At 69.7% G+C, this 19,504-nt stretch carries 24 protein-coding genes and 1 tRNA gene; 9 read left to right on the plus strand and 16 right to left on the minus strand.

Annotated elements, in window-relative coordinates; translation table 11 throughout:
• Positions 1–11: 11 nt before the first annotated feature.
• From AC27LF_RS03485 to AC27LF_RS03495, 3 genes are all read left to right on the plus strand, one after another.
• Positions 12–650 (plus strand): HNH endonuclease signature motif containing protein, encoded by a 639-nt coding sequence (locus tag AC27LF_RS03485; RefSeq protein WP_479655906.1) that lies wholly within the window; start codon positions 12–14, stop codon positions 648–650.
• Positions 647–1,312: an HNH endonuclease gene (locus AC27LF_RS03490; RefSeq protein ID WP_479655905.1), complete on the plus strand. Its 666-nt coding sequence runs from the start codon at positions 647–649 to the stop codon at positions 1,310–1,312. Before AC27LF_RS03485 ends, AC27LF_RS03490 begins: the two co-directional genes overlap by 4 nt.
• 25 nt (positions 1,313–1,337) lie before the next feature.
• Positions 1,338–1,410: transfer RNA gene (locus tag AC27LF_RS03495), tRNA-Leu, on the plus strand.
• Positions 1,411–1,466: 56 nt separating this feature from the next.
• On the opposite strand, the gene rdgB is transcribed toward AC27LF_RS03495, so the two are convergent.
• The 4 genes from rdgB to AC27LF_RS03515 form a co-directional block, all read right to left on the minus strand.
• Complete coding sequence (gene rdgB, locus AC27LF_RS03500) at positions 1,467–2,069, minus strand: RdgB/HAM1 family non-canonical purine NTP pyrophosphatase (protein ID WP_479655904.1); 603 nt, start codon at positions 2,067–2,069, stop codon at positions 1,467–1,469.
• Positions 2,070–2,101: 32 nt separating this feature from the next.
• The gene (locus AC27LF_RS03505) at positions 2,102–2,509 is read right to left on the minus strand and encodes a hypothetical protein (RefSeq protein WP_479655903.1); all 408 of its coding nucleotides are present in this window, start codon (positions 2,507–2,509) and stop codon (positions 2,102–2,104) included.
• 124 nt (positions 2,510–2,633) lie between these two features.
• Positions 2,634–3,371 (minus strand): ribonuclease PH, encoded by a 738-nt coding sequence (gene rph / locus AC27LF_RS03510; protein WP_479655902.1) that lies wholly within the window; start codon positions 3,369–3,371, stop codon positions 2,634–2,636.
• A gap of 190 nt (positions 3,372–3,561) precedes the next feature.
• Positions 3,562–3,795 (minus strand): PTS sugar transporter subunit IIB, encoded by a 234-nt coding sequence (locus AC27LF_RS03515; protein ID WP_351736374.1) that lies wholly within the window; start codon positions 3,793–3,795, stop codon positions 3,562–3,564.
• Between the two features lie 359 nt (positions 3,796–4,154).
• Between AC27LF_RS03515 and AC27LF_RS03520 the strand changes: the two genes are divergently transcribed.
• Complete coding sequence (locus AC27LF_RS03520; RefSeq protein ID WP_479655901.1) at positions 4,155–5,405, plus strand: PTS transporter subunit EIIC; 1,251 nt, start codon at positions 4,155–4,157, stop codon at positions 5,403–5,405.
• 133 nt (positions 5,406–5,538) lie between these two features.
• Here the strand turns inward: AC27LF_RS03520 and AC27LF_RS03525 are convergent, their stop codons facing one another.
• Positions 5,539–6,291, minus strand: a complete 753-nt coding sequence (locus tag AC27LF_RS03525; protein ID WP_479655900.1) for an MBL fold metallo-hydrolase — start codon at positions 6,289–6,291, stop codon at positions 5,539–5,541.
• A gap of 260 nt (positions 6,292–6,551) precedes the next feature.
• Between AC27LF_RS03525 and AC27LF_RS03530 the strand changes: the two genes are divergently transcribed.
• Positions 6,552–7,010, plus strand: coding sequence for a type II toxin-antitoxin system PemK/MazF family toxin (locus AC27LF_RS03530; RefSeq protein ID WP_479655899.1), 459 nt, complete (start codon positions 6,552–6,554; stop codon positions 7,008–7,010).
• Between the two features lie 113 nt (positions 7,011–7,123).
• On the opposite strand, the gene AC27LF_RS03535 is transcribed toward AC27LF_RS03530, so the two are convergent.
• Positions 7,124–7,369, minus strand: a complete 246-nt coding sequence (locus AC27LF_RS03535) for a hypothetical protein (protein WP_479655898.1) — start codon at positions 7,367–7,369, stop codon at positions 7,124–7,126.
• Positions 7,370–7,507: 138 nt separating this feature from the next.
• On the opposite strand from AC27LF_RS03535, the gene AC27LF_RS03540 reads away from it, so the two are divergent.
• Positions 7,508–7,660 (plus strand): hypothetical protein, encoded by a 153-nt coding sequence (locus tag AC27LF_RS03540; RefSeq protein ID WP_479655897.1) that lies wholly within the window; start codon positions 7,508–7,510, stop codon positions 7,658–7,660.
• A 135-nt stretch (positions 7,661–7,795) separates the two neighbouring features.
• On the opposite strand, the gene AC27LF_RS03545 is transcribed toward AC27LF_RS03540, so the two are convergent.
• The 7 genes from AC27LF_RS03545 to clpS form a co-directional block, all read right to left on the minus strand.
• Complete coding sequence (locus AC27LF_RS03545; RefSeq protein ID WP_479655896.1) at positions 7,796–8,746, minus strand: PLP-dependent cysteine synthase family protein; 951 nt, start codon at positions 8,744–8,746, stop codon at positions 7,796–7,798.
• Between the two features lie 17 nt (positions 8,747–8,763).
• Positions 8,764–9,042, minus strand: coding sequence for a MoaD/ThiS family protein (locus AC27LF_RS03550; RefSeq protein ID WP_404029552.1), 279 nt, complete (start codon positions 9,040–9,042; stop codon positions 8,764–8,766).
• Positions 9,043–9,150: 108 nt separating this feature from the next.
• Positions 9,151–9,246 carry a putative leader peptide gene (locus AC27LF_RS03555; RefSeq protein ID WP_390829114.1) on the minus strand — a complete coding sequence of 32 codons (96 nt, stop codon included), beginning with the start codon at positions 9,244–9,246 and terminating at the stop codon, positions 9,151–9,153.
• Positions 9,247–9,336: 90 nt separating this feature from the next.
• Positions 9,337–9,759: a M67 family metallopeptidase gene (locus AC27LF_RS03560; protein WP_404029554.1), complete on the minus strand. Its 423-nt coding sequence runs from the start codon at positions 9,757–9,759 to the stop codon at positions 9,337–9,339.
• A gap of 157 nt (positions 9,760–9,916) precedes the next feature.
• Positions 9,917–11,335, minus strand: coding sequence for an amino acid permease (locus tag AC27LF_RS03565; protein WP_479655895.1), 1,419 nt, complete (start codon positions 11,333–11,335; stop codon positions 9,917–9,919).
• A 365-nt stretch (positions 11,336–11,700) separates the two neighbouring features.
• Complete coding sequence (locus tag AC27LF_RS03570; protein WP_479655894.1) at positions 11,701–12,306, minus strand: DUF2017 domain-containing protein; 606 nt, start codon at positions 12,304–12,306, stop codon at positions 11,701–11,703.
• An 11-nt stretch (positions 12,307–12,317) separates the two neighbouring features.
• A complete protein-coding gene (gene clpS / locus AC27LF_RS03575) occupies positions 12,318–12,683 on the minus strand; it encodes an ATP-dependent Clp protease adapter ClpS (RefSeq protein ID WP_351736352.1) in 366 nt (121 codons plus the stop codon).
• A gap of 8 nt (positions 12,684–12,691) precedes the next feature.
• On the opposite strand from clpS, the gene AC27LF_RS03580 reads away from it, so the two are divergent.
• Both AC27LF_RS03580 and AC27LF_RS03585 read left to right on the plus strand, forming a co-directional pair.
• The gene (locus AC27LF_RS03580; RefSeq protein WP_479655893.1) at positions 12,692–14,038 is read left to right on the plus strand and encodes a nicotinate phosphoribosyltransferase; all 1,347 of its coding nucleotides are present in this window, start codon (positions 12,692–12,694) and stop codon (positions 14,036–14,038) included.
• 121 nt (positions 14,039–14,159) lie between these two features.
• Positions 14,160–14,744 carry an isochorismatase family protein gene (locus tag AC27LF_RS03585; protein ID WP_479655892.1) on the plus strand — a complete coding sequence of 195 codons (585 nt, stop codon included), beginning with the start codon at positions 14,160–14,162 and terminating at the stop codon, positions 14,742–14,744.
• 280 nt (positions 14,745–15,024) lie between these two features.
• On the opposite strand, the gene AC27LF_RS03590 is transcribed toward AC27LF_RS03585, so the two are convergent.
• Together AC27LF_RS03590 and AC27LF_RS03595 are read right to left on the minus strand one after the other, a co-directional pair.
• Positions 15,025–15,384, minus strand: a complete 360-nt coding sequence (locus AC27LF_RS03590; protein ID WP_404029563.1) for a hypothetical protein — start codon at positions 15,382–15,384, stop codon at positions 15,025–15,027.
• A gap of 121 nt (positions 15,385–15,505) precedes the next feature.
• A complete protein-coding gene (locus tag AC27LF_RS03595; RefSeq protein ID WP_479655891.1) occupies positions 15,506–17,857 on the minus strand; it encodes an immune inhibitor A domain-containing protein in 2,352 nt (783 codons plus the stop codon).
• A gap of 398 nt (positions 17,858–18,255) precedes the next feature.
• Between AC27LF_RS03595 and AC27LF_RS03600 the strand changes: the two genes are divergently transcribed.
• Positions 18,256–18,543 (plus strand): hypothetical protein, encoded by a 288-nt coding sequence (locus tag AC27LF_RS03600; protein ID WP_388716731.1) that lies wholly within the window; start codon positions 18,256–18,258, stop codon positions 18,541–18,543.
• 85 nt (positions 18,544–18,628) lie between these two features.
• On the opposite strand, the gene AC27LF_RS03605 is transcribed toward AC27LF_RS03600, so the two are convergent.
• Complete coding sequence (locus AC27LF_RS03605; RefSeq protein WP_479655890.1) at positions 18,629–19,435, minus strand: RDD family protein; 807 nt, start codon at positions 19,433–19,435, stop codon at positions 18,629–18,631.
• Between the last annotated feature and the right edge of the window lie 69 nt (positions 19,436–19,504).

Consider the following 19,504-nt stretch of genomic DNA (forward strand, 5'->3'; position numbering starts at 1 on the left):
AGGGGGTCGGGATGGGAGCCAGCGCATACAACAGGGACCGACTGGAGGCGGCGGCCCAGGGGGCGCGGACGCTGACGGAGGCATTGGGGCGACTCGGGGTGGATCCACGCAGCTCCACCCGAAACTACATCAGGGACCGCATGCGGAGACTGGGAATCGACACCTCCCACTTCGAGCGGGAGGGCGCCAAGTGGACCCGCGAAATCCTCCAGACAGCGGTGTCGGCCTCGTCCAACATGGGCGAGGTGCTGCGCCGTCTCGGACTCGATGTGGTCGGCGGGCACCACACTCACATCAGCCGCCGCATCAAGGCGTACGGCATCGACACCTCTCACTTCCGGGTGCCGACGCAGAGGGGCGGGCGTCGGCTTCGCACACCGGAGGGGCTGCTGGTGAAACAGTCGGCGGCCAACGCCCGGCGGATGCAGAGCAGCCGTCTCAAGCGGGCCATGCTGGCGCACGGCATCGACGAGCGGTGTGCCATGTGCGGCATGGCACCGGTGTGGCTGGGAGAACCGCTGCCCCTTGAGGTCGACCACATCGACGGCGACTGGCGCAACAACGAGATCGAGAACCTGCGGCTGCTCTGCCCCAACTGCCACTCCACGACGGACACTTACCGTGGCCGTGGCAAGAGCCGCGCCTCATGACCGGCGGGGTGCGGTACACCCGGGAGCGGCTGGCCGAGGCTGCGGCACGGTGTTCCGACATCGACGAGGTCATCGCCTTCTTCGGCACCCGGCCCTACGGCCAACTTCGCCGTTATCTCTTGCGCCGATTCGAGCACTTCGGCATCGACGTCTCTCATATGCCCCGCGGGAGGCGGGCCGCCGGGCCCCGCAAACCGAGAGCCGAGGTACTGCGCCGTGCTGTCGAGACGGCGACGACCATCGCGGATGCTCTGCGCGCCCTGGGCCTCCCGCCCTACAGCGGCCAGGCACGCACCCTGTTCCGCCAGTGGGTGGCCGAGGATGGCCTCGACCTCTCCCACTTCCTCGGCCAAGCCCACCAGCGGGGAAAAGCAGGGCCGAGTCCCGTCAGGCGTGCTAAGGACATTCTGGTCCAGCACGAGGGCAAGCAGCGCACCAGGACTCATCTCCTGCGTCGCGCGCTCCGCGAGGTCGGCGTAATGGAGCAATGCGCGTCGTGCGGTGTGGGCTCCCAGTGGCTCGGGCGCCCCATGACGCTGGAGGTCGATCACATCAACGGGGACTGGCGCGACGACCGGCGGGAGAATCTGCGGTTACTGTGCCCCAACTGTCATGCGATCACCAGTACCTGGTGCAGAGGGGGAGGACGGCGGAAGGCGTAGCGCAGTAGAGTAGCCTCCGACCAGAGCGCCCGTACGCCAACGGCCGAGCGGCGACTTTTAGGAAGTCGTGTTTGTCGGTTCGAATCCGACCGGGCGCACAAGTAAAAGGAGCCCCACACCTTCGATTCGTAGGCGTGGGGCTTTCTTTGCGGCCTCAGCCCAGCAGGGCTCGTACCGCTGGTACCAGGGCGCGGAAGGCCTTGCCTCGGTGACTGATGGCGTTTTTTTCGGGTGGGGTCAGTTCGGCGCAGGTTCGGGTGTCGCCGTCCGGCTGGAGGATCGGGTCGTAGCCGAAGCCGTTCGTGCCCGCGGGCCGGTGGCGAAGGGTGCCCCGCAACTGGCCCTCGACCACCGCCTCACGCCCGTCCGGCAGGGCCAGGGCCGCCGCGCAGGCGAAGTGCGCGCCTCGGTGTTCGTCGGCGATGTCGGAGAGCTGGGCGAGCAGCAGGTCGAGGTTGGCCTTGTCGTCGCCGTGCCGTCCGGCCCAGCGGGCCGAGAAGATGCCGGGGGCGCCGTTCATGACGTCGACGCACAGGCCCGAGTCGTCGGCGACGGCGGGCAGTCCGGTCGCGCGGGCCAGGGTGTGTGCCTTGAGCAGCGCGTTCTCGGCGAACGTCACGCCCGTCTCCTTGACGTCGGGGACGCCCGGGTAGGCGTCCGCGCCGATGAGTTCGTGGGTGAGTCCGGCGTCGGCGAGGATCGAGCGGAGTTCGGTGATCTTTCCGGCGTTGCGGGTGGCGAGGATGAGGCGGGTCATGGAGGCCAGTATCCCCCTGTCCGCGGGCCGGTCTACGGGGTGCAGACCTTGGTCAGTTCACCGGCCGCGTCGGTGACGGGGCCGATGTCGGGGGTGCTGTCGCCGTTCTTGATCGCGGTGCGGACGTTGGTGACGGCTTGGCCGAGGTCGTCCACGGCCTTGTTGACGTCGGTGTCGTCGGTCTTGTCGCCGATCTTGGTGAGGTTCTTCTCGATGGCGTCGAGGGCTTCGTCGGCGCGGGTGGGGTCGGTGGCCGCGTTCTCGGCCGCCTGCTGGAGTTCGGTCACGCTGTCGGCGATGGCGTCTGCGGTGCGGACGCAGTCCAGCGCCTTGTCCACGGCGTCGCAGCCGGTGGCGAGGCCGGTGGTGAGCGCGACGGCGGCCGTCACGGCGGCGACGGTGATGATACGGGCGCGACGGCGGCGTCGGCTCGCGGCCATGGTTGGGTTCCCTCCCCGGTTCCGGCTGGCCGGGCGCACGGTGGGTGCCGTGCGCCCGTATTCATAGGGACGCCGGGGAGGCCGACGGGGTTGCCCCGCGGAGCACGCTGTTTTGGTGTTCCCTTTACTTTTCGAGGGTGGCGCGCAGCGCGGTGTGCTGGAGGGCGGCGAGTTCGGTGCAGCCGGTGACGGCGAGGTCGAGCAGGGCGTTGAGTTCGTCGCGGGCGAAGGGTTCGGCTTCGGCGGTGCCCTGAACCTCGACGAAGCGGCCGTCGCCGGTGCAGACGACGTTCATGTCGGTCTCGGCGCGTACGTCCTCTTCGTAGCAGAGGTCGAGGAGCGGAACTCCGCCGACGATGCCGACCGAGACGGCGCTGACGGTGCCGGTGAGCGGCCGGCGTCCGGGGCGGACGAGTTTGCGGTCCTGGGCCCAGGTGACGGCGTCGGCGAGGGCGACGTAGGCGCCGGTGATGGCGGCGGTGCGGGTGCCGCCGTCGGCTTGGAGGACGTCGCAGTCGAGGACGATGGTGTTCTCGCCGAGGGCCTTGTAGTCGATGACGGCGCGCAGGGAGCGGCCGATGAGCCGGGAGATCTCGTGGGTTCGGCCGCCGATCTTGCCCTTGACGGATTCGCGGTCGCCGCGGGTGTTGGTGGCGCGGGGCAGCATGGCGTATTCGGCGGTGACCCAGCCCTCGCCGCTGCCCTTGCGCCAGCGGGGGACGCCTTCGGTGACGGATGCGGTGCAGAACACCTTGGTGTCGCCGAAGGAGACGAGGACGGAGCCCTCGGCGTGCTTGCTCCAGCCGCGTTCGATGGTGACGGGGCGGAGCTGTTCGGGGGTGCGGCCGTCGATTCGAGACATGGCGCTGAGCCTAAGCGCTCCGCTGGAAACGCCGCGATATGCCGTCGGTCGTCTGCGGCACTTTCGTGGCTGGGCGGGCCCGCGCGGCGGAGCCGCATATCGATACCGCCCCGCGCCCCTTCGGGGCGCTGTCGAACCGCAGCGGACTTCACTGGACCTGCTTGGCCTCCGCCGGGTGAGCCGGGTGGGCTCACATCATGTCTTCGATCTCCGCGGCGATCGGGTCGGCGTCGGTGCCGATGACGACCTGGATGGCGGTGCCCATCTTGACGACGCCATGGGCGCCGGCGGCCTTCAGGGCGGCGTCGTCGACCTTGGAGGGGTCCACGACCTCGGTGCGCAGCCGGGTGATGCAGCCCTCGATCTCCTCGATGTTGTCGACTCCGCCGAGGCCGGCGACGATCTTCTCAGCCTTGCTGGCCATGTTGTTTCTCCCTGATCCGAACCGCTTTGTCGCAGTAACCCACAGTCGGCGCAGCTTCGCGAGCGGTCAGGTCGTACGTGCCGCATGATGGCCGTCACGACAGCGGAGCCGTCCGCAACTGGTCTACACCAGGTGTCGCGGGGTCGCCAAACCCGCTGCCGATGTTCCGTTTCGCGATCGTGCGGGTCAACCCGCTGACCCCGGCGCGGGAGGCGCAGGGCGAGGTCGGGGACGTCACAGAGAGAGGTCCGGAGACGGCAGTACGCTTGTGCAATTCGCGGGTTCCTTGCCTGCCCTTCACCGTGCTACAACAGGTCTACACCACTGCGTGGTGTAGACCACCACCTGACGGAGGAAGCATGAGCACCGCCACCGCGTCGGCGGCTCCCGCGAGGAAGCGGGGGACCGGCCTGTTCCAGGGCCTGCAGAAGGTCGGCCGCAGCCTGCAGCTGCCGATCGCCGTGCTGCCGGCCGCGGGCATCATGGTGCGGCTCGGCCAGCCCGACATCTTCGGCAAGGACGGGCTCGGCTGGGACAAGGTCGCCGCCGTGTTCGACAACGCGGGCAGCGCGCTGACCGGCTCCCTGCCGATCCTGTTCTGCATCGGCGTGGCCATCGGGTTCGCCAAGAAGGCGGACGGCTCGACGGCGCTCGCCGCGGTGGTCGGCTTCCTCGTCTACAGCAAGGTCCTCCAGGCCTTCCCGGTCTCCGAGGAAGTGATCCAGCAGGGCAAGGACACGGCCGCCGTCTACAACGATCCCGGGGTACTCGGCGGCATTGTCATGGGTCTGCTGGCCGCCGTGCTGTGGCAGCGTTTCCACCGCACCAGGCTGGTCGACTGGCTGGGCTTCTTCAACGGCCGCCGGCTCGTGCCGATCATCATGGCCTTCGTCGGCCTCGTCATGGGTGTCTTCTTCGGTCTGGTCTGGGAGCCGATCGGCAACGGCATCTCGCACTTCGGCGAGTGGATGACCGGCCTCGGCTCGGGCGGCGCGGCCCTGTTCGGCGCGGTGAACCGGGCGCTGATCCCGATCGGCATGCACCAGTTCGTCAACACCGTGGCCTGGTTCCAGCTGGGCGACTTCAAGAACTCGGCCGGTGACGTCGTGCACGGCGACATCACCCGGTTCCTGGCCGGTGACCCCTCCGCCGGTCTGTTCCAGTCCGGCTTCTTCCCGATCATGATGTTCGGTCTGCCGGCCGCCGCGCTGGCCATCGCGCACTGCGCCCGGCCGGAGCGCCGCAAGGCGGTGCTGGGCATGATGGTCTCCCTGGCGCTGACCTCGTTCGTGACCGGGGTCACCGAGCCGATCGAGTTCTCCTTCATGTTCGTCGCGCCGGTCCTGTACGTGCTGCACGCGGTGCTGACCGCGGTGTCGATGGCGGTGACCTGGGCGCTGGGCGTGCACGCTGGCTTCAACTTCTCGGCCGGTCTGATCGACTACGCGCTGAACTGGCATCTGGCGACCAAGCCATGGCTGATCATCCCGATCGGGCTGGTCTTCGCGGCCGTCTACTACGTGACCTTCCACTTCGCCATCGTCAGGTTCGACCTGAAGACTCCGGGCCGCGAGCCCGAGGAGGAGGTCGAGGACCTCACCAAGGCGTGAGCCGCCGCACGGCACGGCACCACCGCACGGACGCGGCACGGCAGCGCCGCACGGCATGACGACGGCCCCGGAACCGATCGGTTCCGGGGCCGTCCGGCCTTCTCGTGCGTACGGGCCTGAACCCCGTACGGACTCAGATCTCGTACGTCGCTCTCGGCGCCGCCAGTTCCACCGGGCCGTCGAAGACGGCGCGGGCGTCCGCCAGGTTGGCCTCGGGGTCGGTCCACGGGGGGATGTGGGTGAGCACCAGGCGCCGGGCACCCGCGCGGGCCGCGGTCTCGCCCGCCTCGCGGCCGTTGAGGTGCAGGTCGGGGATGTTCTCCTTGCCGTAGGTGAACGCGGCCTCGCATAGGAAGAGGTCGGTGTCCCGGGCCAGCTCGTCGAGCGCCGCGGTGACACCCGTGTCGCCGGAGTACGTCAGCGACGACCCGCCGTGCTCGACGCGGATGCCGTACGCCTCCACGGGGTGCCGCACCCGTTCGGTGTGCACGGTGAACGGGCCGATCTCGAACGTGGACGGCTTGACCGTGTGGAAGTCGAAGACCTCGCTCATGGACGAGGCGGTGGGGGTGTCGGCGTAGGCGGTGGTCAGACGCTGTTCCGTGCCTTCGGGTCCGTAGACCGGGATCGGGGCGGCGCGTCCGCCGTCGTGCCGGTAGTAGCGCGCCACGAAGTAGGCGCACATGTCGATGCAGTGGTCGGCGTGCAGATGGCTGAGGAAGATCGCGTCGAGGTCGTAGAGACCGCAGTGGCGCTGCAGCTCGCCGAGGGCGCCATTGCCCAGGTCGAGCAGCAGCCGGAAGCCGTCGGCCTCGACGAGGTAGCTCGAACAGGCCGAATCCGCGGACGGAAACGACCCCGAGCAGCCGACGACGGTGAGCTTCATGAAGCAGAAACCTCCGTTGGCGGTGAATCCGGCTGGAGCGTTCCGAATGGAACTCTCCAGAAACGGTGAAAGGGGTTCAGGAAGGGGCACACAGGGGTCGTGCGGTCCGTCGAGCGTAAGGCGCAACAGCACGGGTCGCTCCTCCGCCAGGGGCCGTTGTGGGCGAACTCACCTGTGGTGTCACCGATTCGGCTGGACGTGGTGCGGATGTCTGAACAGAGGGCGCGCGCGGGGTTGCACGCGCCGGTACCGTCAACGATATGGACACGTCCTGGTGGCTGGCGCTCGCGGCGGTGGTACTGCTCGCGCTGGTCGCCACGCTCGTCGACGGCTGGGGACGCAGCCGTCGCCCGGCGCGGCGCGGGAGGCGTCCGGCGGGCCGCGAGGAGCGTCCGCCAGCGCGTGCCGAGCGGCCGCGGCCGGGGGACATCTGGTGGGCGAACGTGCCCTACGGAAGCGGGCCCCGCACGTCGGACCGGCCCTGTCTGGTGCTGGCGGTGCACGGCAAGCGGGCCACGGTGGCGAAAATCACCAGCAAGTACCACGACGAGCGTGCCGGGGTGATCCCGTTGCCGCCTGGTTCGGTGGGCGACGCGCACGGCCGACCGAGTTTCCTGGAGACGGACGAGCTGCGTCAGGTGCCGGTGTGGGACTTCCGGCGCCGGGTGGGCGTGGTCGATCCGGTCCTGTGGGACCAGGTACGCCACCTGGCCACCTGAGTCCGCTGCGGTTCGGCAGCACCCCGAAGGGGCGCGGGGAACTGCGCGACCAGCCACGACGGTGCCGCAGACGACCGACGGCATATCGCGGCATCTGCAGCGGAGCGCTTGGGTCAGGGGACTCGTATCGTGACGGACCAGTTCTGGAGGCCCAGGCAGGAGAGCTTGCCGGGGCCGGGTTCGGGGCAGAGCGGGCGGGTCGAGGTGAGCGACGCGGTGCCGGGGGTGACGGCCTCGTAGGCGGCGACCGCGTCGCCCGGCAGGATGACGAGGCCGGGGTTGACGGGTTTCAGCGCGTCGCCGCTCGCGGTGACCGGCTTCCAGGGGCGCTCGGCCGTGCCGTGCAGCGTGATCCGCACCACCCCGCCGCGCGCCAGGCACAGGCTGCGGCCGTCGGCGCCGGGCTCGGCGGGCGCGTCGTGTCCGGTCCGGACGGCGGGGCGGGAGCCGTGCCTGTGGCGGGAGTTGACGGCGGGGCAGGGGAGGAATGCGGGGCCGTGGTGGTCGAGGAAGCCGACGAGGAGCGGGCCGGGGAGGAGGGCGCCGTGCTGCCGCCCGCGCCCGTGCCGCCGCCGCAGCCCGCGAGGAGGATCGCGGCCGTCGCGGCGGTGAGTGTCGTGCGGTGGATCGTCGTACCGCGCATGGGGTGACCGCCTTCCGCCGGGTGCCGGCCCCGGTACGGATGGGACGTGCCACCCGGCCGTGCGGATCCCGCGCGGTCCCCGGCCGGTGGGCACCGGCCGGGGATGCCGCTCGGCGCTCTCGGCGGCGCCCCTGCGGCGGTGCTACGCCCAGAGCTGTCCCTGGAGCGTCTTGATGGCCTCTTCCGTCGTGGCCGCCGTGTAGACGCCCGTGGAAAGGTACTTCCAGCCGCCGTCGGCCACGATGAAGACGATGTCGGCGCTCTCGCCGGCCTGTACCGCCTTGCGGCCGACACCGAGCGCGGCGTGCAGCGCGGCGCCCGTGGAGACGCCCGCGAAGATGCCCTCTTGCTGGAGGAGTTCACGGGTGCGGGTGACCGCGTCGGCGGAGCCGACGGAGAAGCGGGTGGTGAGCACGGAGGGGTCGTACAGCTCGGGTACGAAGCCCTCGTCGAGGTTGCGCAGGCCGTACACCAGGTCGTCGTAGCGCGGCTCGGCGGCGACGATCTTCACGTCCGGCTTGTGCTCGCGCAGGAAGCGGCCGACGCCCATGAGGGTGCCGGTGGTGCCGAGGCCGGCCACGAAGTGGGTGATCGAAGGGAGGTCGGCCAGGATCTCCGGGCCGGTGGTGGCGTAGTGGGCGCCGGCGTTGTCCGGGTTGCCGTACTGGTAGAGCATCACCCAGTCCGGGTGCTCGGCGGCCAGTTCCTTGGCGACGCGTACGGCGGTGTTGGAGCCGCCCGCGGCCGGTGAGGAGATGATCTCGGCGCCCCACATGGCGAGCAGGTCCCGGCGCTCCTGCGAGGTGTTCTCGGGCATCACGCACACGATGCGGTAGCCCTTGAGCCTGGCCGCCATGGCCAGGGAGATGCCGGTGTTGCCTGAGGTGGGTTCCAGGACGGTGCAGCCGGGGGTGAGCCGGCCGTCCTTCTCCGCCTGCTCGATCATGTGCAGGGCCGGGCGGTCCTTGACCGAGCCGGTCGGGTTGCGGTCCTCCAGCTTGGCCCAGATCCGCACGTCGGCGGAGGGTGACAGGCGCGGCAGGCGGACGAGCGGTGTGCCGCCCACCGCGGCGAGCGGGGAGTCGTAGCGCATCGGGGACCAGCGGCCGTTCAGGCCATACCGCCGGCCACGGCCGGCAGGATCGTCACGGTGTCGCCGTCGGTCAGCTTGGTGTCGATGCCGTCGACGAACCGGACGTCCTCGTCGTTCAGGTAGACGTTGACGAAGCGGCGCAGCTTGCCGTCTTCCACGATGCGGGCCTGGATGCCCGCGTGCCGGGTGTCGAGGTCGGCGAACAGCGCGGCGAGGGTGTCGCCGCTGCCCTCCACCGCCTTCTGACCGTCGGTGTACTGGCGGAGGATGGTGGGGATGCGGACCTCGATGGCCATGGTCGCGGGCTCCTGTCGGAAGTGTCGGATCGGGGCGCACAAGGGGGTCCCCGGGCTTTCGGCACCGGGGAGCGCCGCGGCTCAGGGCCGCACGGCGGCAGGGAAACGTCAACAGATGGCGCTGTTCAGCCTGCACAGATCGACGTGCAGCCGCGCCACGAGCAACATGCCCGGCGTCTTCTCGCTCACGTCGTGGAGAACCATGGGGTCATCGTATCGATTCCCGGTCCGCTTCCTGGAAGGTGATCTCGCATCGTGGATGAATTCTGACCGAACTGTGGTCATGGGGGTCGGTCAGTACGCGTCGACGACCTTGACGTCCTCCTCGGTGACCTCGCCGTCGAGGATCCGGAAGGAGCGGAACTGGAACTCGCCGAGGCCGTCGGTGTCCGCCGTGGAGACCAGGACGTAGTGGGCGCCGGGCTCGTTGGCGTAGCCGATGTCGGTGCGGGAGGGGTATGCCTCGGTCGCGGTGTGCGAGTGGTAGATGATCACCGGCTCCTCGTCGCGGTCGTCGAGGTCGCGGTAGAGCTTCAGGAGGTCCTGCGAGTCGAACTCGTAGAAGGTGGGCGAGCGGGCGGCGTTGAGCATCGGGACGAAGCGCTCGGGCCGGTCGGTGCCCGCGGGTCCGGCGACCACGCCGCACGCCTCGTCCGGGTGGTCCTCGCGGGCGTGGGCGACGATCCGGTCGTACAGGTCCTGGGTGATGGTCAGCATGCGGGCAAGGATAAGCAGAGGGGCCGCTCCGTACCGGGGGTTGGTACGGAGCGGCCCATATGACGGACGCCCTGAGCGGCGGCCGCGGCGGGCGCCCTGCGTGACGCGCCGCGGCCGGGCGTCCTCGGCGGCGGGGCCCCGGTGCGGAGCCCCGCGGTCAGAGCACCTTCTCCAGTGCCGGTTCGCGGGGACCGGTGGTTCCCGGTGTGCGGTTCCTGAGCACCAGCCAGCCGATGCCGAGCGCCATCGCCCAGCCCGCCATCACATACAGGCAGACCCGGGAGTCGGCGTCGTAGGCGATCAGTCCGGTGACGAAGACCAGGAACGCGATGGCGATCCAGCTGCACACCGAGCCGCCCGGCGCCGGGAAGGAGGACGCGGGCAGCCGGCCCGAGACGACCTCGCGGCGGTAGCGGACGTGGCTGATCAGGATCATCAGCCAGGTCCAGATGCCGGCGGCGGTGGCGACGGAGGTGACGTAGCCGAACGCCTTCTCCGGGACGATGTAGTTGAGGACCACGCCGATGGCCATGAAGGCGACGGAGACCGTGATGCCGAGCGCGGGGGTCCTGCGGGCCGAGAGCCGGCCGAACGTCTTCGGGGCCTCGCCGTTGTCGGCGAGGGTGCGCAGCATGCGGCCCGTGGAGTACATGCCGGAGTTGCAGGACGACAGGGCCGCGGTGAGCACCACGAAGTTGACGATGCCGGCGCCGGCCGGGATGCCGATGACCGCGAACGCCTTCACGAAGGGGCTGACGCCCTCGGCGAACTCGGTCCACTTCACCACGCACAGGATCACGGTGAGCGCGCCCACGTAGAAGAGCGCGATCCGCCAGGGCAGGGTGTTGATGGCCTTCGGGAGGGTCTTCTCGGGGTTCGCCGACTCGCCGGCGGTGACGCCGACCAGTTCCACGGCGAGGTAGGCGAACATCACGCCCTGGAGGGTCATCAGGGACGAGCCGACGCCCTTGGGGAAGAAGCCGTCGAACTGCCACAGGTTGGAGACCGTGGCGGTGCCGCCCGCAGCGCTGAAGCCGAAGGTGAGCACGCCGAGGCCGATCACGATCATGCCGATGAGCGCGGTGACCTTGACCATCGAGAACCAGAACTCGATCTCGCCGAACAGCTTCACCGAGATCAGGTTGGCCACGAACAGGGCCACCAGGAAGACCAGGGCCGTCACCCACTGCGGGATGGACGGGAACCAGTAGTGGACGTAGATCGCGGCGGCCGTCAGCTCGGCCATGCCGGTCACCACCCACATCAGCCAGTACGTCCAGCCGGTGAAGTAGCCGAAGAACGGGCCGAGGAATTCCCGTGAGTACTCGGCGAAGGAGCCCGAGACGGGCCGGTAGAGCAGCAGCTCGCCGAGCGCGCGCATGATGAAGAAGATGACGCCGCCGGCCAGGGCGTACATCAGGATGAGGCTGGGTCCGGCCTTGGCGATGTTCGCCCCGGCTCCCAGGAACAGACCGACGCCGATGGCGCCGCCGATCGCGATCATCTGGACCTGACGGCTGCCGAGTCCGCGCTCGTAGCCCTCTTCGGGTGCCTCGGTGACCTGCGCTGAGGTCATGTGCGGTGCGCCTTTCTCCATGCCGATCCGGGCCCTTCGTCGGGCCACGGACCGGGTCTCGATCCCCCCGGATGGATGGAGTGGTGCCTGGCCGGTGGTCACCGGCTCGGTGGCGCACCCGGCCGAACATGGGTGGTGTTCGCCGGGCGGTCGTGAAGATGTACCACGACCACCCTGCTGATCACACCGGTGAACTGTGGCGCACGCCACAGCCAAAAAGGGACAAGCGGCACACAATCACCGCAAAAATGGGCGCATGGGTGACGCGATCGTTACCCGGATTTGAGCGTCCTCTGAGCGGACATGTCAGCGGGCGCACCGAGGACCACACCGAGGACTCGCCGAGGACTCGACAAGGGGACAAATCAGGGCAAGAGCGTGGACACGAGGGTTTCCTGGAGCCCGCCCAGCCACAGGTACGCCATCACCATCGGCTTGCGCGGGTCCTCGTCCGGCAGCCGGTAGAGCAGATCGGTGTCGTCCTCGTCGGTGATCTCCAGCCGGGAGCCGATCGCCAGCCGCAGGTCGTTGAGCGCGCCCAGCCACTGCCGGGACTCCGCGGGCGACAGCTTGAGGACGGCGCCGCCCTCCCCCGCCGCGGCCAGCGCGTCCAGGGCGCGGATCACCGCGAGGGCGTTCTCCCGCTTGCCGGCCCGCAGGTCGTTCTCGGTGTAGCGGCGGAACTCGGCGGAGTACGCCTGCCGCTCCTCGGCCTCCTCGGCCGTGTCCGGCGCCCGTCCGGGATCGCTGTAGGCGTCCGGGAAGAGGCGGCGCAGCACCGGGTCGGCGGGCGGCTCGCTGGGACCCTCGGCGAACAGCTCGGCGAGCGGGTCGGCGGGGGCGTCCGGGGCGGGTCCGGGGCCGATCAGCTCCAGCAGCTGGACGGCCAGCGACCGGATGATGGAGATCTCGACGTCGTCGAGAGCGACGGCGGCGCCGCCGCCGGGGAGCGGTTCGAAGTGTCCTGGCATCGGTGAGATCGTTACTTCCGGTCCTGCTGGAGGGTGGCCCACAGACCGTAGCCGTGCATCGCCTGCACGTCGCGCTCCATCTCCTCGCGACTGCCGCTGGAGACGACCGCACGGCCCTTGTGGTGGACGTCGAGCATGAGCTTGGTGGCCTTGTCCTTGGGATAGCCGAAGTACGTCTGGAAGACGTACGTCACATAGCTCATGAGGTTGACCGGGTCGTTGTGCACGATGGTGACCCAGGGGACGTCGGGCTCGGGTACGGCGAAGACCTCCTCCGCCGACTCGGTGCGTTCGATCTCTACGGGCGCGGGTGACGTCACATGCCCATGCTGCCACGCCGGGCAAAAATCGTCACACTGACGAGATGGGGGTAGCATGCGGGTCCATGGACACAGCAGACCTTGGGCTGCCGGTGGACGTTCCGTCGACGGCGCTCTTCACGGACCAGTACGAGCTGACGATGCTGCAAGCGGCCCTCAGGGCGGGCACCGCCGGCCGGCGCAGCGTGTTCGAGGTCTTCACCCGGCGGCTGCCGCACGGGCGCCGCTACGGCGTCGTGGCGGGCACCGGACGCGTGCTGGACGCGGTCGAGAACTTCCGCTTCGACGCGGGCGTCCTCGGCTTCCTGCGGGAGCGGCAGATCGTCGACGAGGAGACCCTTCAGTGGCTGTCCGGCTACCGCTTCGGCGGTGACATCTGGGGCTACCCCGAGGGCGAGGTGTACTTCCCCGGCTCGCCGCTGATGCGGGTGGAGGGGACGTTCGCCGAGTGCGTGCTCCTGGAGACGGTGATCCTGTCCATCCTCAACCACGACTCGGCCATCGCCGCCGCGGCCTCCCGGATGGCCTCGGCCGCCGGGAAGCGGCCGCTGATCGAGATGGGCGCCCGGCGCACCCACGAGCTGTCCGCCGTGGCCGCCGCGCGCGCCGCCTACGTCGGCGGCTTCGCCACCACCTCGGACCTGGCCGCCGGCTTCCGCTACGGCATACCGACGGTGGGCACCTCCGCCCACGCCTTCACCCTGCTGCACGACCGCGAGCGGGACGCCTTCCGGGCCCAGGTGGACTCGCTCGGGCGGGGCACCACGCTGCTGGTGGACACCTACGACGTCGCCGAGGCCGTCCGGACCGCCGTGGAGGTCGCAGGTCCCGAGCTGGGCGCGGTGCGCATCGACTCCGGTGACCTGCTGCTGGTCGCGCACCGGGTGCGGCAGCAGCTGGACGAGCTGGGCGCCGTCGACACGAAGATCGTCGTGACCTCGGACCTGGACGAGTACGCCATCGCCTCGCTCGCCGCGGCGCCCGTCGACGCGTACGGCGTCGGCACCCAGCTGGTGACCGGTTCCGGGCATCCGACCTGCTCGATGGTCTACAAGCTGGTGGCGCGCGCCGAGTCGGGCGACCCGCAGGCGCCGCTGCTGCCGGTGGCGAAGCGGTCCACCGGCGGCAAGACCTCCATCGGCGGGCGCAAGTGGGCCGCGCGGCGGCTCGACGCGGACGGGGTGGCGGAGGCCGAGGTCATCGGCACCGGGCCGGTGCCCGCGGAGCTGGTGGACCGGCAGCTCCTGGTCGAGCTGGTCAAGGGCGGTGAGGTGGTGGCCCGCGAGCCGCTGGACGTCGTCCGCGACCGGCACGCGGCCGCCCGCGCCAATCTGCCGCTGTCCGCTACCCAGCTCTCGCGAGGGGAACCCGTCATTCCGACGGAGTATGTCCCGGGACGGTCGGGTAGCTAGAGCGGGACCGCCGCCGCCCGCCCCGACGCCCCCCTCCCGGACCGCCGCCGAAGTCTCTAGGCTCATATCTTCCCTCCCCGGGCTCTGGGAGCCGGGGACCGCCAGTCGAAGGACACCGACCATGCGCCGCGCCTTGATCGTCGTAGACGTGCAGAACGACTTCTGCGAGGGGGGCAGTCTCGCGGTGGCCGGGGGTGCCGATGTGGCCGCCGCCATCACCGAGCTGATCGGCCAGGCGCCGGCCGGCTACCGGCATGTGGTGGCGACCCGTGACCACCACATCGCGCCCGGTGGCCACTTCGCCGACAACCCCGACTACGTGCACTCCTGGCCCGCGCACTGCGTCGCCGGCACGGAGGGCGTGGGCTTCCACCCGAACTTCGCCCCCGCGGTCGCCTCCGGCGCGATCGACGCCGTCTTCGACAAGGGGGCGTACGCGGCGGCCTACAGCGGCTTCGAGGGCACCGACGAGAACGGCGTCCTGCTGGCCGACTGGCTCAGGGCGCGTGGGGTCGACGAGGTGGACGTGGTGGGCATCGCCACGGACCACTGCGTACGCGCCACCGCCCTGGACGCCCTGCGGGAGGGCTTCCGCACGAACGTCCTCCTGGACCTGACAGCCGGCGTGGCCGAGGACACAACGCAGCGCGCGATCGAAGACCTACGCAAAGCAGGAGCAACCCTCACAGGCAAACCAGTAACCTGACCACCCCCCAAAGGGGCGCGAGAAACCACGCACAGAACCCCACCCCCGGCCCCCCGACAAACCCCGACCAGCCCCAAAGGGGCGCGGGGAACTGCGCGCCCAGCCACAACACACCCGCACCCAACCGACCCCCCAAGCCCCCCAAAAGGGGCGCGGGGAACTGCGCGCCCAGCCACAACAAACCCGCACCCGCCCGACAACCCCACACCCCCAAACCCACCGCGCACAGAACCCACCCCCACCGCACAAGGTCACCGCAAGCTCAACAGACCCCTCCGGCCTAACCCAGCGGAGCGCTGGGGCGGAGGAGCGCCCTGATCGGATGCCACAGCTCGGTCACCAGATCCGCCGCGGTGACGTCGGCCGCGGGCGCGGTGCGCCATATCAGCCCGTCCGGATGGTGCAGGACCGCCGTGATCTCGTCCGGCGTCGGCGGAGCCGCGTTGCCCCGCAGATACACCGCCCGCATGCCCAGATTGCGCAGCCGGGTCAGGGCCCGCGCCCGGTTCTGGGCGTGCACGAGCACCCGTACCCCGCACGCGGGCGTACCCGTGGGCGAGCCGTCGGCGGCGGGGCTTGGCAGGTTCAGTGCCACCACCACCGTGCCGTTCGGCAGCTTGCAGAAGCCTCCTGCGGCCATGCGGTCACATCCCCGTTTCGGTCGGTGTCAATAAGAGCGCCACAGGACGCACCTAAACACGATCGGCGGCGACCCGCCAAGGGGCCGCCGCCGATACGCCTCTGACCTGCAGGGATGCCGACTACTTCACCGCGGGACCGACCTCGATCTCGATCGTCGAGCCATCCTTGGCCTGCTTGTCGATCTTGATCTTGGTGTTGGTGTCAGTGATCTTGACACCGCCGGCCGGGTTGGCCGGGTCGTAGTAGGTGTTGGTGTGGTCGTTGAAGACCGACACCCCCTTCGACGACTTGATCACGGTCGGCACGTCCGCCTTGTGCAGCGTGATGCCGTCCGTGCGCTCCAGACTGAACGTCGAGTCGTATGCCTGGATGCGGTTGCGCATCAGCGTGCCGTCGGACCAGCGCAGCGCGGTCGGGTGCGAGTCGACCGGGAGGATCAGACCGGTGCCGGGGTGGCTGCCGGTGTTGTTGTCCTGCTGGGAGGTGTCCCACTTCCAGATCAACAGGCCGTTCTGGTAGGGGTAGTGCTCCACCCAGTCCGGACGGGTCGTCGAGAAGCCGAAGTTGTACGGGCCGGTCTTCAACGTCGTGTCGTACGACTCGTACTGACGGTTCTCGGCGATGTAGTACTGCTTGTAGTCCTTGGTGAAGGACGCGCCGACCCGGGAGAATCCGTTCGCCGTCCAGGCCGCGTCCGCGCTCTCCGCGTCGTCCGAGAAGACCGTCGCGCCGTCCGCGGTCACGGTGATCCGGTCGGCCGTGAAGCCCTTCTGCGCCACGCCGCCGTCGGTCTGGTAGCGGAAGCGCAGCTGGAACTTCTGGCCCGCGTAGGCGTCCAGCGGGTACGACAGCTTCTCGTAGCCGTCGATCGTGCCGGTCAGGGCCGGCTTGTCGCTGCCGTCGCGCGGGATGGGCCGGCCGTCCACCGTGCCGTCGAGCGCGGTCCAGTTGGCGCCGCCGTCGGTCGACACCTCGGTGTAGAGGTAGTCGTACCCGGCCTCGATGTCGTACCAGCCGTCCAGGGTCAGCGCGGCCGAGGACCTGCCGGTCAGGTCGACGGAACGGGTCAGCGTGTTCTTGAGGTCGTCACCGCTGCCGCTCCACCACTGCGTCGCGCCCTGCGCCGGGGCGATGATCTCGGTCGTGACGGCCTTTTCGGGCAGCGTGACGACGAGGGCCTGCCGGTGTTTGGTGTTGTACTCGGCGAGGCCCAGCTTGTGCCAGGAGCTGATGCCGGCCTTGGCCACGTCGTAGTTCAGCCAGCCCAGTTGGAGCTTGTCCCAGGCGTTCATGTCGCCGGGCAGGTCACCGATGGACTGCTGGCCACGGCCGAGCCAGGAACCGGAGGACATCAGGGTCCAGAAACCGGTGGAGTTCTCGCCGCCCGCGGTGTCGTACTCGTCGGGCAGGCCGAGGTCGTGGCCGTACTCGTGGGCGAAGACGCCGAGGCCGCCGTTCTCCGGCTGGATGGTGTAGTCGCCGACCCAGATGCCGGTGCTGCCAATCTGCGCGCCGCCGAGCTTGTTGTAGTCGGGGCCGGTGGCGCCCGCGTCGGTGCCGAACGCGTACCAGCGGTGGGCCCAGATGGCGTCCTCGCCCTGGACGCCGCCGCCCGCGGACTCGTCCTCGCCGGCGTGCACGATCTGGAAGTGGTCGATGTAGCCGTCGGGCTCGTTGAAGTCGCCGTCGCCGTCGTAGTCGTAGCGGTCCCAGCGGTCGTACTGGGCCACGTCCGCCTTGATGTCGGCGTCCGTGCGGCCGGCCGCCTTCTGGTCGGCGACCCAGGCGTTCAGGCCGTCGCGGACGACGTTCCAGACGCTGGAGCACGTGCTGCCGCCGCACGCGTTGTTGCCGTAACGGGCCTCGTTGTAGGGGACCTTGACCCAGTCGGAGACCTCGCCGTCCACCGAGTAGCGGCCCGAGGACTGCTTCTCGTAGTACTTCTTCAGCGACTCGGTCTTCTTGCCGGTGCCGAAGTAAAGGTCCTCGTAGTGCTTCTGGTTGTAGTCGGACTTCCAGTCGGTGCTGTTGTCCTTGGTGCGGTCCGGCGCCGCTATCTCGTTGTGCAGCGGGCCGGCGGAGCCGCCGTAGCGGGGGTCGACCTGGTCGCCGAACTCCACCAGGATCGTGAAGATCTTGTCGGTCTTCTCCCGGCCGAGTTCGACGTACTTGCTGTCGCCCTTCTTGCTGTCGAGCCGTACGACCTTCGAACCGTCGCGGTCCTTCACCTGGGCCTTGCCGGCGATGACCTGGTCGAGGGCTTCCTGGCGCTGGGCCTCCTGGGTCTTGCTCAGCGGGCCGTCGAGGTCGTGCGTCTCCTGTTTCACCGGGGCCGGGTCGTGCCGGTTCGCGGCGGCCGACGCGGCCGTGGTGCTCGCCTCCGCGACGGCGAAGGTCGCGAACGTGGCCGAGGCCGCCGCGAGCGCTACGCCGACCGCGGCGACTCTGAACGTCCAGGGTCTGCTGGTCACTTGAGTTCCTCCCCCGCGTCGCGCACACGGAATGGAGGGGTCCTGGCTTGGAGGTCCGTGCGCGCCTGATCAACGCGTGTAGTCAAGTGACGACATTTGACTAGAGGTTTACGAGAAAAGACAGACCTTGACTTGAGCAGTTCAACTGCACTATGGAGCGGCGGTGTTCGGGACGGATGCCTGCGGCATACCCAACCGGCGCATGAGACCGTCCACTTGCTGGATGCATGACTCCGTGCGCCCCCCGTGCACCGGTACCGTGGGTTAGGCCACGCTTACCGGCCGTTCCGCTCGGGCATGCACGCGAATAGAGTCGAATGTGGAACGCCCGGAAGTCGGCGGAGAAGCCAGGCCGGTTGCCCGCCTCACCCCCAATATCCTCCGAGGACACGATTGCCATGCCTCGTCCGACTGCCGCACAGCTCGCCTACGGTTCCTGCACCGTGATCCTCTCGACGCTCGCCATGCTGCTGCTGTCACAGACGAGTTCGGGAGCGGGGATCGCCGTGATCGCCCTCGCTGCGCTCGCCCTGGGGTTGCTGGTCGCCCTGACGGTTCCCCTGCCCAAGCCCCGTACGGCCGCCCCGGCGGCCGGGACGCCGGCCACCGCCGAGCGGGTGGTGCCGGCGCCGCGCAAGCCGGTGGCCGCCGTGGCCGAGCCCGTGCGCGAGCCCACCGCTCGCTGAGTGACACACGAAGTCGGCGGGTCCGTGAAGGATACGGACCCGCCGACTGCTGTTCCGTCCCGGCGGCTCGTGCGGCCCGCCGGGCTCATCCGGTGCTGACCACCACCGTCTTGGCGGCCTTGTCGTGCAGGCCCTGTTTGTAGGGCCGGTCGAAGAAGCTCCAACCGCCGCAGATCGCGGTCCAGATGCAGGCGCAGCAGAACGCGAACGGGATCCACAGCACCAGCGCGCGCACCAGTGAGGTCTGCACGGAGGGCGTGGAGCCGTTGTCCAGGTTGGCCACGCGCATGCCGAGCCACTTCTTGCCCAGGGTCTGGCCCGTCCGGGAGATCAGGACGGTGTCGTAGGCGATGTAGAGCACGGCGGCGATCAGCGACTGCGCGAACGACTTGCCGACCTCGACCCTGTCGCTGTTCACCTCGTACTCGCGCACCCCGAACGCCCAGGTGATCAGCCAGACGACGATGCCGACCAGGATCAGGTCGATGATGCGGGCGAGGGTGCGCTTGCCGCTGTCGGCGAGCGGGGGCATGCCGGCGAGCGGATCGGCGGGCCCACCGCCGTAGGGCCCGGCTCCATAGGGCCCGCCACCGTAGGACGGGGGCTGCTGACCGCCGTAGGGCGGGGGCTGCTCACCTCCGTACGGAGGCGGCTGCTGCCCACCGCCGGGCGGCGGTTGGCCGCCTTCGCCACCCCCAGGCGGGGGCTGACCGCCTTCGCCGCCCCCAGGCGGGGGCTGACCGCCTTCGCCGCCCGGCGGGGGCTGGCCGGTCGGGCCGCCGTGCGGGGTGTCGTAGGGCGAGCCCGACCCCGGGCCGGACGGGGGCCGCTTCCTGAACGGGTCTTCTTCCGGTGGCTGCTGTCCTGAGCCGGGAGGCGGTTCGCTGCTCATGGCCCGAGTGGACCGCGAACCGCCCGATTCCGCATCCGGCGGGCGGCCGTCCGGAGTACGGAATCGAAG

The organism is Streptomyces diversicolor (assembly GCF_057537855.1).